Below are 10,435 nucleotides of genomic sequence, written 5' to 3'. Positions count from 1 at the left end.
ACAGACAGGTTTATAGCCTGTCTGTTTTTTTATGTGCTGTATCGACAACGATGGAAAAGAACGGGGCAGGCCCAAACTTCAAGTTTGGGCCTGCCCCGTTTGCTCAGCCTCCCAGCTGGGAAATACCTTTGCGAATGCGGGCCAGGCTTTCCTCCCGGCCCAGGATCTGACACAGCTCCACCGCACCGCCGGGGGTGACCGGCTTGCCGGAAAGAGCCGTGCGCACCGGCCACATGATCCGGCCGTTCTTGAGTTCCAGAGAGGCAGCCAGATCCACCAGCGCGCTGTGGATGGCGTCATAAGTCCACTCCGGCAGAGACTCCAGCACCGGGAGGACCCGGTTCAGCGCCTCCAGAGAGTTGGCCTCATCGGTCTTCATCTTTTTATGGCAGTATAGCTCGTTGCCGTATTCGGGGAGCGCGTCAAAAAAGTCCACCTGAGGTGCAATGTCCAGCAGAGTGTCACACCGGCCCTGAACCAGGGGCGCCACCAGCTTGAGATCCACCTGGGGGGCGTGGACAGCGTCCTTAAGGTAGCTCTCGGCCGCGGAAAAGAACTCCTCGGGCGAGAGGCTGCGCAGATAATGTGCGTTGAAATAATTGAGCTTTTCCCGGTCGAAGATGGCTGGGGATTTGGAGATACCGGCGACCTCAAAGACTTGGGAGAGCTCGGAGAGAGTGAAAAACTCCTGCTCCGCGTGCTCACCTTTGGGAGCCCAGCCCAGCAAGGAGACGTAGTTTACCACAGCTTGAGACAAATAGCCCTGGGCCAGCAGATCTTCATAGGAGGGATCTCCGTGGCGTTTGGACATCTTGTTGTGGGCATCCCGCATGACGGGAGAGCAGTGGATATATTCAGGGACCTCCCAGCCGAAGGCTTCATAGAGAAGATTATACTTGGGGGCCGAGGAAAGGTACTCGCTGCCCCGGACTACGTGAGTGATGCCCATGAGGTGGTCGTCGATGACGTTGGCAAAATTGTAGGTGGGCAGACCGTCGGACTTAATCAGCACGTTGTCGTCCAGGGTGTCGTTGTCCACGGTGATGGAGCCGAACACAGCATCGTGGAAGGTGGTCTGTCCGCCGTGGGGGATCTTCTGCCGAATGACATAGGGCACGCCGGCGGCCACTTTGGTCAGGGCATCCTCCAGGCTCAGCGTGCGGCAGGGATCGTCTGTATGGGTAAAGTCTCCGCTGGATGCTTCGGACTCCGTTTTTTCACAGAAGCAGTAGTAGGCACCGCCCTTTTCCACCAGAAGACGGGCATACTTGCCGTACAAGTCCTTGCGATGGGTCTGGATATAGGGTCCCACGGGCCCGCCTACGTCGGGGCCCTCGTCCCAGTCCAGGCCGCACTCCCGGAGAGTCTTGTAGATCACGTCCACGGCCCCTTCCACCAGGCGGCCCTGATCGGTGTCTTCGATGCGCAGGATAAAGGTGCCGCCGCTGTGGCGGGCGATGAGCCAGGTATACAGGGCAGTGCGTAAATTGCCCACATGCATATAGCCGGTGGGCGAGGGGGCAAAACGGGTGCGGACCTTTCCCCTGGGGATCTTCCGCTCCATTTCCTCGAACCAGGCCAAATCCATAACAATTCCTCCAAACTTTTTACAGTAACCTCTATTTTATCGGTGGGAGTTGAACTTGTCAAGCGTTGGGAAATATGGTATGATACTTCGGAATCATTGGGGCCGAAAGTGTCCCGGAAAAAGGAGTGTTTTCAGATGAATAAAACGCGAAAAGTCAGTTTCAGCGGCATTCAGCCCAGCGGCAATATCACCCTGGGTAACTATATGGGGGCACTCCGGAACTGGCCGTCCTATCAGGATGAGTATGACTGCGTCTACTGCGTGGTGGATGAGCACGCCATCACCGTCCGCCAGGATCCCACCGCCCTGCGTCACCACGCCATGGAGCTCTTTGCCCAGCTCATCGCCACAGGGATTAATCCCGAGAAGAGCATCCTCTTTATCCAGTCCCATGTCCCCGCCCACGCGGAGCTGGGCTGGGCCCTCAACTGCTACACCATGTTCGGGGAGCTGTCCCGGATGATCCAATTCAAGGAGAAGTCCGCCAGCCATGCCGATAATGTCAACGCCGGACTGTTCACCTATCCCACCCTCATGGCCGCCGATATCCTGCTCTATCAGACCGACATCGTCCCCGTGGGTGAAGATCAGCGGCAGCATGTGGAGCTCACCCGTGACATCGCCCAGCGGTTCAACGGCATCTACGGAGACGTGTTTACGCTGCCTGAAGCAGCTATCCCCAAGGTGGGCGCCCGTGTCATGAGCCTGACTGAGCCCACCAAGAAGATGTCCAAGTCGGCAGAAAATGAGAATTCCTATGTGCTGGTCATGGACTCGCCCGACGCTATTATGCGCAAGTTCAAGCGGGCGGTCACCGACTCCGACGCCTGTGTCCGCAAGTCCCCCGAGAAGCCCGGTGTGTCCAACCTCATTGACATCTACTGCGCGGCCACCGGGGAGAGCGTGGAAGAGGTGGAGCGCCGCTTTGAAGGCAAGGGCTACGGCGACTTCAAGCCCGCTGTAGGGGAAGCCGTGGTGGAGCTGCTGCGGCCCGTCCGGGAGGAGACTGAGCGTCTCATGGCCGACAAGGGGGAGCTGGAGCGGCTCTACCGCCTGGGAGCCCAGAAGGCGTCCGCTGTGGCGGAGCGCACGCTTTCCAAGGTTCACAAGAAGCTGGGCTTCCTGCCCCGCTGAACGCGGGGGCGGAGAATCGCCCTTTACTGATTACAGAAAGAACCACCGGCAAAGGCCGGCAAAGGAGCCAGTATTCATGCCTATTTCAATGGAACTGATCGGCCGGGTGGCCGTGGCCCTGGGGGTGGCGTTTCTGATCGCCCTCATCATGACCCCCGTGGTGCGGAACCTGGCGGTGAAGATGGGGGCGGTGGACGTCCCAAAGGACGGCCGCCGGATGCATGACCACCCCATTCCCCGGATGGGGGGTCTGGCCATCTTTTTCGGATTTCTTCTCAGCGCCCTCATCTTTGTGCCCATGACGCCGCCCTTGCGCGGAATGCTGCTGGGCGGAGTGGTCATTGTGGTGCTGGGCATTTTTGACGATATCTACGCCCTGGGAGCCAAACTGAAGCTGGTGGTTCAGATCGTGGCGGCCCTCATTGCCGTCTTTTCGGGAAACCTCATCACCGACTTGTCCAACCCCAATGTTTTTTCCGCCGACCTCTACTGGCATCTGGGCTGGCTGGCGATCCCGGTGACTGTGCTCTGGATCGTGGCCATGACCAACGCCGTCAACCTCATCGACGGTCTGGACGGCCTTGCCTGCGGGGTATCTTCCATCAGCTCCCTGACCCTGCTGGTCATCGCCCTGCTGGTGGGGGAGCCCTATGTGGCAATGATGGTGGCGGCTCTGGCGGGTGGGTGCCTGGGCTTCCTGCCCTACAACATGAATCCGGCAAAGATCTTTATGGGGGACACCGGCTCCACCTTTTTGGGCTATGTTCTGGCGGTGATTTCCGTCCAGGGCCTGTTCAAGATGTACACTCTGATTTCCTTTGTGGTGCCCTTCCTGCTCTTCGGCCTGCCCATCTTTGACACCTGCTTTGCCTTTATCCGCCGCATCGCCCACGGGCAGAGCCCCATGCACGCCGACCGCAGCCATGTCCATCACCGACTCATTGACATGGGCCTGTCTCAAAAGCAGGCGGTGGCTGTGCTCTATGTGATCACGGCCATTCTGGGCCTGAGCGCCGTGGTGCTCACCACAAGCGGAGCGGTGAAGGCCATGCTGCTGCTGTTTGCCTTCTGCGCGGCCGGAGCTGTGGCCCTCAGTGTGTTTCATGGCAACAACGACCGGCGTCGGAGCCAGGAGGAGGAAGAGAAATGAAGTCCATCCGAGTGATGTCCATTTTCGGGACCCGGCCCGAGGCCATTAAAATGGCCCCGCTGGTAAAGGAACTGGCCGGACGTGCAGGGGTGGAGAGCCTCTGCTGCGTCACGGCCCAGCACCGCCAGATGCTGGACAGTGTGCTGGACATCTTTCAGATCAAGCCCCAGTTCGACCTGAATATCATGGAGCCCCGCCAGACCCTGTCCACTATCACCACCAAGTGCCTGCTGGGGCTGGAGCGGGTCTTTCAGGAGGCCCGGCCCGACCTGGTGCTGGTCCACGGGGACACTTCCACCACCTTCTCTGCCGCGCTGGCCGCCTTTTACAGCCAGATCAGCGTGGGCCATGTGGAGGCCGGACTGCGGACCTATGACAAATACTCTCCCTTCCCGGAGGAGATGAACCGCACGATGGTGGGGGATCTGGCCGACCTTCACTTCTGTCCCACCCCCGCCAACCGGGCCAATCTGGAGCGGGAGGGGATCACCAAGGGCGTGTTCCTCACCGGGAACACGGTCATCGACGCCATGTCCACCACCGTACGGCCGGATTTCCGGTTCACGACCGAGCTTTTGAACCGCCTGGATTACGTCGGGCGGACGGTCATTCTGGTCACCTGCCACCGGCGGGAGAACTACGGTCAGCCCATGGACAACATCATGACCGCGCTGCGCCGCGTGGCGGAGGCGTATCCCCAGGTGGAGCTGGTCTACCCGGTGCACCTGTCTCCTGTGGTTCGGGAGGCGGCGGGGAAGTATCTCGCCGGACACGAGCGCATCCACCTCATCGACCCCTTGGACGTGGAGGAGATGCACAACCTGATGGCTCGCTGCCGGTTCGTCATGACCGACTCCGGCGGGCTGCAGGAGGAGGCCCCGGCGCTGGGCAAACCGGTTCTGGTGCTCCGCCGGGAGACCGAGCGGCCCGAGGCCGTGGCCGCCGGCACCGCCCGTCTGGCGGGGACCGAGGAGGCCAACGTGTTTGAGCTGGCCGCGGAGCTGATCGAATCTCCTGCGGCCTATGAGCGGATGGCCCACGCGGTGAATCCCTACGGCGACGGGCACGCCTGCCGGCGGATCGCCGACGCCGTGGAGTATCGGTTCGGACTCAGGGAAAACCCGCCGGAGCCGTTTGCAGTACGATAAACAGACTTCCCGGCGGGAAGTCCGTATCAGGGAGGAGGGGCCGGGTATTGGAGCGCCGCAATCGGAATTTTTTGGTGATCCTCATCGCGGTGGTCATCGCCATTGCGGTGTTCGCCAGCTTTGGCCTGCCGCTTTTCTACGGGCCCACCCCGGAGATCGTCCTGCCCACGCCGCAGCCCACCGGACAGGGCCAGACGGGGGAGATGGGGCAGGGCGGGGGCGTGCGGGTGGAGGTTACCCCCACTACCGTCCAGAGTGTGATCGCTGCCCTGAGCCGCCTGGAGAGCTATTCCCGCACCGTTACCACCACTCTGGCGGGGATCTCCGTCAGTGCCCGGGTCTGGGTGGACGGGGGCTGGACCCGGACCGATCTCACTCTGCCTGCCGGGCGGGGAGCTCACACCATCGTTGGAGACGGCAAGGTCTGGCGCTGGTATGACGGGGATCGGGAGGCCCGCGTCTGGAGCGCAGACGGAGGCTCTGCCGACGTGGAAGGGCAGCGTATTCCCACCTATGAGGACGTGCTTGACCTGGAGCCGGAGAGTATCACTGCCGCGGGATATGAGGAAAAAAACGGCATGGACTGCGTCTTTGTAAGTGTGGAGGTGGCAGAGCCGGCCCAGGTGGAGCGCTATTGGGTCTCCGCCGACAACGGGCTGCTGGTGGCCGCTGAGACCGAGAGCGGGGGCGAGGTGGTCTGGTCCATGACGGCCACTGTGCCGGAGATCCCTGTTTCGGCCTCCGCGTCCTTTGCCCTTCCGGACGGCACCGTGCTCCACACTGTGGGCGGGGGATAGGTCCGTCACAGCAGGAGCATCAGTCCCAGAGTGATGAGCAGTTCCAGATTGTCCTCCCGGTCATCCAGAAAGAGGAACAGGAGGATGAGAAGGATGAGCACATCTCCCGTGTCCAGATCGTCCAGTTTCAGGCTTTTCAGAAGCCCAGACAGCCCCTTTTTCTCCGCCTTTTCTTTCTCAGAAGCCTGCGGCGGCTGCGGGGGGGCGGGCTCTGTGTGGCTCAGATAAGGATTATACATCTTCACTGCCCTCCTCTCGCAGCAGTTGGAGGGCCACCCGCACCACCCGGGAGAGCCGGGCGATCCCGGCGGCCTTTTCCAGCTTTTCCCGCCGCTCTTCCCGCAGGAAGGGCTTGAGGGAGTTTAGAAGGGCAACCTTTTCATCGTCCTGGGCGCTGTATTCGGAGTAGACTCGCAGAGCGATTCGGATGAGCTTGGGATCGATCTGGGGTGCATTCCCCCCGCCCAAGAGGGACAGAAGGGCGGACAGATCCGGGACCTCTCCGCCGCCCGGGGATCCGGGAGGCGGAGGCGTTTCGTCCTCCACCGGGATGTAATCCACATCCTGCACCGGTCCGGGTGTTTCCGTGGCAGGATCGGCCTGAGGCTGCGATCCTCCGCCGGTGAGGGCTTTTGCTATGGCAGTGATCTGCCCCATGGCCTCCGGGTTTCCCAGAATGGCCTGCAGCTGTTCTTGCAGATCCGCCATGACCTCTCCTCCTCTCCGGCGGGCAAACGGTTATTTTTGCGTTTTTTTCTTCAGACCTTCGATGGTCTCCGCACCCTCCGTGCTCTTCATGACCTGGTTGAGAATGCCGATGAGGGCGTCTGGCTTGCCCTGTGCGGCGGCCTGTGCGGCCGTCTGGAGCCCGTTTCCCGCCTGCTGGTTGAGCAGATTCATCAGCTTTTGGGTCTCAGGGGCCGAAAGCAGGGATTTGAGGGCGCTGGGATTGCCGAGAAGCTGTGCGGCCTGGGGATCTTTCGTCAGGGCGTCCAGGTTGGGGTTCTTTGGATTCATACTGCTTCCCTCCACTATTTATAGTCGTTTTCTCTTTAGTATATGTGCCGGGAAAAAGAAGGTGACAGGATGAAACTTTTGGTCTGCTCCGATTCCCACGGAAATTTGGAGGATCTGCGTCAGGCAGTGGAGCGGGAACAGCCCGACCAGGTGCTCCATCTGGGTGATGTAGTATGGGACGGCCAGAGGCTTCGGGAGTTTTATCCCGGTCTTGTGCTGGAGCAGGTGCGAGGCAACTGTGACGGCTACGGAGACGGTTTTCCCGAGGAGAAGGAACTTCTGGTGGGCGGAAAGAGGATCTGGATGCTTCACGGCCACACCTACCGGGTGAAGCTGGGCGTCTCTCTGGTGGCCGAGGAGGCCCGGGTCCGGGGCGTGGACGCGGTAGTGTTTGGACACACGCACCAGCCGCTGTGCTATCTGGACGGGAATCTGTGGGTGATGAATCCCGGCACCATCAGCGGGTTTCCCAAGGCGACTTATGGGCTCATTGAGCTGAAAGACGGAAGCATCAACTGCCGGACGGCAGAAATCAAATGAGGGGGAATCCTATGTTACTGGCAATCGACGTGGGCAACACCAACATCTGTTTCGGCATCTATGAAGGAGCGGAGCTTTTGGGGACCTTTCGGCTGAAAACCGACCCGGACCGCACCTCTGACGAGATCGGGCTGTTTGCCTGTGAGTATTTCCGGCGCTTCGACCTGTCTCCGGAGGCGGTGGAGGACGTCATCATCGCCTCGGTGGTGCCCCATGTGATGTACACCCTCACCAATGCCGTCATGAAGTATTTCGGCAGGCGGCCGATGATCATCGACGACGGGGTGGATCCCGGACTCGCCATGGGCGTGTCGGGTGATGAGCGTCTGGGCCCCGACCGCTCGGTGGCCTGCGTGGCGGCCATCGAAAAGTATCACGCCCCCTGCATTGTGCTGGACTTCGGCACTGCCACCACTCTGGACGCGCTCAATGCGAAAGGGGAGTACATGGGCGGATGCATCACCGCCGGGCTGCGGGTCTCGGCGGATGCCCTGACCGGTCGGGCCTCCCTGCTGCCCCGGGTGGAACTGGCACGGCCGGAGAAGGTGCTCAACACCACGGCCGTGGGTCACATCCAGGCGGGGATCGTGCTGGGCTACATAGGCGCCACAGAGCATCTGGTCCGTCTGGCCAGGGAGGAACTGGGCGTTCCCGACTGCAAGGTGATCGCCACCGGAGGCCTGGCCCGGCTGGTGGCCGACAATTCGGAGCTCATCCAGGTGGTGGACAGGGATCTGGTGCTGGACGGCCTGCGGATGGTATATCAGCGGGAAAAGGGCCCGCGATAAGGCGTGGAGCAAAAAAGGATCTCTGTTCTTCCAAGAACAGAGATCCTTTTTTAATTGTTTCAGGCAGATATTCAGCTGCGGGCCAGGCCGTCCACGCTGAGGACCACGCCGGTGATGTAGCTGGCCATGTCGCTGGCCAGAAACACGAAGGCGTTGGCGATATCCTCCGGCTCTCCGATGCGCCGCAGGGGGATCTTGGCCACCATGGGGGCAATGTGCTCCTTGGGTACGGCCCGCATCATATCGGTGTTGGTGATGCCGGGAGCCACGGCGTTGACCCGAATGCCGTCTGGGCCCAGTTCCCGGGCCAGAGAGAGGGTCATGCCGTTGACGGCAAATTTGCTGGTGGGATAGGCCACACCGGCGGGCTGCCCGGTAATGGAGACCATGCTGCTGGTATTGATGATGCAGCCGCCGTGCCGGGCTTTCATCCCGTCCGTCACGGCCCGGGTACAGTTGAATACGGCGTTCACATTGAGGTCCATGGTTTTCTGGAAAAGCTCCGGGGTGTAGGAGCTGAAAGGCTCAGAGGCCGAGACACCCGCGTTGTTGGCCAGAATGTCGATCCGGCCGTACTTGGCGGCCACGGCGTCGAAAGCGGCTTTTACCGAGGAGTAGTCGGTGAGCCTGGGACTGATACCCTCCACATTCCAGGCGGGATTTTCCGCCTTCAGCTTGTCCACGGCCTCCTGTGCGGTTTCAGGCCGGGAGCCGCACAGGATCACGGTGGCACCGTTCTGGAGATAGGCGCGGACGATGGCGTAGCCGATGCCCCGGGTCCCTCCGGTGACAATGGCGATCTTATCTTTCAGCAGCATAGGGATCGTTCCTCCTGTCATATGTGAATCACGTGTCTGGACACAGACAGTATAACACTCTTTGGGGAAAAAGCAATCAAAAACCAAATCGGCCACCTTGGAAAGTCCAATGGACTTTTTCCTCCAAATACGATATAATTCATAATGTCCAAACAAAACTATGCCGATGGGGGCGTTTTTGAAGATGAATCGACTTTCCGGGCGTGACCAGCTGTTGGTGGGCGTGACGCTCTTTTCCATGTTTTTCGGGGCGGGAAACCTGATTTTTCCGCCCTACCTGGGGGCTCAGGCGGGGGGAGCTGCCTGGATCGCACTGGTGGGAATGGCGATCAGCGCCGTGGGCCTGCCGGTGTTGGGGGTGGTGGCGGTGGCCCAGGCAGGCGGACTCCCGCCGCTGGCCGGGCGGGTCCACCCCAAATTTGCGGTGACATTTACCCTCCTGATCTATCTTTCCATCGGCCCCTGTCTGGCCATTCCCCGTACTGCCACCACTTCATTTGAGATGGCGGTCACTCCCTTCCTGGGAGAGACGTCCCTTTGGGTGCGGGCTGGGTATTCTCTTGTGTTTTTCGCTGCCGCGCTGGCGGTGGCGCTGAAGCCGGACAAGCTCACGGACAAGCTGGGCAAGATCACCGGCCCAGCCCTGCTGACCCTCATCCTCGTTCTGGTGGTGGGGTGCCTGGTGAAGGCCCCGGGAGGTTACGGCCCGGCGACGGCGGGCTTTGTGGAGCGTCCGGGGATCCAGGGCTTTCTGGACGGCTACCAGACCATGGACACCATCGCCGCACTGAATTTCGGCATCATCATCGCCCTGAACATCCGGGCGCGGGGGGTGACGGATGACCGGCAGGTGGTGAGGGCGACCATCCGGGCGGGCTGGATTGCCGGCGGGGTGCTGCTGGTGGTTTATGCGGCGCTGACCCATGTGGGGGCGGTGTCCGGCGGGGCGTTCCCGGGCGCGGAGAACGGGGCGCAGGTACTCACCCGGCTGGTGTCCTGGATGTTTGGCCCGGCGGGCAATCTCCTCTTGGGCGCGGTGTTCGTCATCGCCTGTTTCAACACCTGCACCGGCCTCATCAGCTGCTGCAGCGAGTATTTTTCCACCCAGTTCCCCCGCCTGAACTATCGGGCCTGGGCGGTGGTCTTTGCCGCGGCCAGCTTCCTTATTTCCATCGCGGGGCTCAACGCCATCCTTTCGGTCTCCGTGCCCGTGCTGGGGGCCATCTACCCGGTGGCCATTGTGCTCATCGTCCTGGGCCTGACCCACCGCTGGGTGGGGAGTCTGCGGCTGACCTACCCCATGACCGTCCTCTTTACCGGCGTGGCCAGTGTGGCGGGGGCGCTGGGGGTGAAACTGCCTATTCCTCTGACCCAAATGGGCCTGGGGTGGGTTTTGCCTGCCCTGGCAGGCTTTGTTCTGGGCGTGGTCCTTTCCCTGATCCGGGGCGAATAGCC

Annotated in this window: 12 protein-coding genes; 7 read left to right on the top strand and 5 right to left on the bottom strand. The window is 61.2% G+C overall.

Annotated elements, in window-relative coordinates:
- Window positions 1-103: 103 nt before the first annotated feature.
- Window positions 104-1,588 carry a glutamate--tRNA ligase gene (gltX, locus tag ACQRD3_RS06620; protein ID WP_427780541.1) on the bottom strand — a complete coding sequence of 495 codons (1,485 nt, stop codon included), beginning with the start codon at window positions 1,586-1,588 and terminating at the stop codon, window positions 104-106.
- Window positions 1,589-1,723: 135 nt separating this feature from the next.
- Here gltX and trpS point away from each other — a divergent pair, with 135 nt between their 5' ends.
- The 4 genes from trpS to ACQRD3_RS06600 all read left to right on the top strand — a co-directional run bounded on the left by trpS (window position 1,724) and on the right by ACQRD3_RS06600 (window position 5,817).
- The gene (gene trpS, locus ACQRD3_RS06615) at window positions 1,724-2,722 is read left to right on the top strand and encodes a tryptophan--tRNA ligase (protein ID WP_427780539.1); all 999 of its coding nucleotides are present in this window, start codon (window positions 1,724-1,726) and stop codon (window positions 2,720-2,722) included.
- Between the two features lie 76 nt (window positions 2,723-2,798).
- Window positions 2,799-3,872, top strand: a complete 1,074-nt coding sequence (locus tag ACQRD3_RS06610; RefSeq protein WP_080906114.1) for an MraY family glycosyltransferase — start codon at window positions 2,799-2,801, stop codon at window positions 3,870-3,872.
- Window positions 3,869-5,020, top strand: coding sequence for a non-hydrolyzing UDP-N-acetylglucosamine 2-epimerase (gene wecB, locus ACQRD3_RS06605; protein ID WP_080906115.1), 1,152 nt, complete (start codon window positions 3,869-3,871; stop codon window positions 5,018-5,020). Before ACQRD3_RS06610 ends, wecB begins: the two co-directional genes overlap by 4 nt.
- Before the next feature lie 47 nt (window positions 5,021-5,067).
- The gene (locus ACQRD3_RS06600; protein ID WP_427780537.1) at window positions 5,068-5,817 is read left to right on the top strand and encodes a hypothetical protein; all 750 of its coding nucleotides are present in this window, start codon (window positions 5,068-5,070) and stop codon (window positions 5,815-5,817) included.
- Between the two features lie 5 nt (window positions 5,818-5,822).
- Here the strand turns inward: ACQRD3_RS06600 and ACQRD3_RS06595 are convergent, their stop codons facing one another.
- The 3 genes from ACQRD3_RS06595 to ACQRD3_RS06585 are packed head-to-tail and all read right to left on the bottom strand — an operon-like array spanning window position 5,823 to window position 6,834.
- On the bottom strand, window positions 5,823-6,056 hold the full coding sequence (locus tag ACQRD3_RS06595; protein ID WP_080907847.1) for a hypothetical protein: 234 nt from the start codon (window positions 6,054-6,056) through the stop codon (window positions 5,823-5,825).
- On the bottom strand, window positions 6,049-6,525 hold the full coding sequence (locus ACQRD3_RS06590; protein ID WP_427780535.1) for a hypothetical protein: 477 nt from the start codon (window positions 6,523-6,525) through the stop codon (window positions 6,049-6,051). Before ACQRD3_RS06590 ends, ACQRD3_RS06595 begins: the two co-directional genes overlap by 8 nt.
- Window positions 6,526-6,555: 30 nt before the next feature.
- Window positions 6,556-6,834 carry a hypothetical protein gene (locus tag ACQRD3_RS06585; protein ID WP_080907849.1) on the bottom strand — a complete coding sequence of 93 codons (279 nt, stop codon included), beginning with the start codon at window positions 6,832-6,834 and terminating at the stop codon, window positions 6,556-6,558.
- A gap of 69 nt (window positions 6,835-6,903) precedes the next feature.
- On the opposite strand from ACQRD3_RS06585, the gene ACQRD3_RS06580 reads away from it, so the two are divergent.
- Window positions 6,904-7,374: a metallophosphoesterase gene (locus tag ACQRD3_RS06580; RefSeq protein WP_427780533.1), complete on the top strand. Its 471-nt coding sequence runs from the start codon at window positions 6,904-6,906 to the stop codon at window positions 7,372-7,374.
- A gap of 11 nt (window positions 7,375-7,385) precedes the next feature.
- Window positions 7,386-8,162 (top strand): type III pantothenate kinase, encoded by a 777-nt coding sequence (locus tag ACQRD3_RS06575; protein ID WP_080907851.1) that lies wholly within the window; start codon window positions 7,386-7,388, stop codon window positions 8,160-8,162.
- Between the two features lie 71 nt (window positions 8,163-8,233).
- On the opposite strand, the gene ACQRD3_RS06570 is transcribed toward ACQRD3_RS06575, so the two are convergent.
- Window positions 8,234-8,980, bottom strand: coding sequence for a 3-oxoacyl-ACP reductase family protein (locus ACQRD3_RS06570; RefSeq protein ID WP_080907852.1), 747 nt, complete (start codon window positions 8,978-8,980; stop codon window positions 8,234-8,236).
- A 184-nt stretch (window positions 8,981-9,164) separates the two neighbouring features.
- Here ACQRD3_RS06570 and brnQ point away from each other — a divergent pair, with 184 nt between their 5' ends.
- Window positions 9,165-10,433: a branched-chain amino acid transport system II carrier protein gene (gene brnQ / locus ACQRD3_RS06565; RefSeq protein WP_427780531.1), complete on the top strand. Its 1,269-nt coding sequence runs from the start codon at window positions 9,165-9,167 to the stop codon at window positions 10,431-10,433.
- The last annotated feature ends 2 nt before the right edge of the window (window positions 10,434-10,435 follow it).

It is taken from the genome of Candidatus Pseudoscillospira sp. SGI.172, assembly GCF_050313575.1.
In the GTDB taxonomy this organism is placed as follows: domain Bacteria; phylum Bacillota; class Clostridia; order Oscillospirales; family Oscillospiraceae; genus Vermiculatibacterium.
The sequence above is the reverse complement of the archived record's forward strand: the minus strand, read 5'-3'. Positions and strand labels throughout refer to the sequence as shown.

What these genes read in the sequence shown, in the direction of transcription:
- ACQRD3_RS06610 (WP_080906114.1), top strand. Translation starts at nt 2,799, where the DNA reads ATGCCTATTTCAATGGAACTGATCGGCCGGGTGGCCGTGGCCCTGGGG.
- brnQ (WP_427780531.1), top strand. Translation starts at nt 9,165, where the DNA reads ATGAATCGACTTTCCGGGCGTGACCAGCTGTTGGTGGGCGTGACGCTC.
- ACQRD3_RS06570 (WP_080907852.1), bottom strand. Translation starts at nt 8,980, where the DNA reads ATGCTGCTGAAAGATAAGATCGCCATTGTCACCGGAGGGACCCGGGGC.
- ACQRD3_RS06590 (WP_427780535.1), bottom strand. Translation starts at nt 6,525, where the DNA reads ATGGCGGATCTGCAAGAACAGCTGCAGGCCATTCTGGGAAACCCGGAG.
- wecB (WP_080906115.1), top strand. Translation starts at nt 3,869, where the DNA reads ATGAAGTCCATCCGAGTGATGTCCATTTTCGGGACCCGGCCCGAGGCC.
- gltX (WP_427780541.1), bottom strand. Translation starts at nt 1,588, where the DNA reads ATGGATTTGGCCTGGTTCGAGGAAATGGAGCGGAAGATCCCCAGGGGA.
- trpS (WP_427780539.1), top strand. Translation starts at nt 1,724, where the DNA reads ATGAATAAAACGCGAAAAGTCAGTTTCAGCGGCATTCAGCCCAGCGGC.
- ACQRD3_RS06585 (WP_080907849.1), bottom strand. Translation starts at nt 6,834, where the DNA reads ATGAATCCAAAGAACCCCAACCTGGACGCCCTGACGAAAGATCCCCAG.
- ACQRD3_RS06595 (WP_080907847.1), bottom strand. Translation starts at nt 6,056, where the DNA reads ATGTATAATCCTTATCTGAGCCACACAGAGCCCGCCCCCCCGCAGCCG.
- ACQRD3_RS06575 (WP_080907851.1), top strand. Translation starts at nt 7,386, where the DNA reads ATGTTACTGGCAATCGACGTGGGCAACACCAACATCTGTTTCGGCATC.
- ACQRD3_RS06580 (WP_427780533.1), top strand. Translation starts at nt 6,904, where the DNA reads ATGAAACTTTTGGTCTGCTCCGATTCCCACGGAAATTTGGAGGATCTG.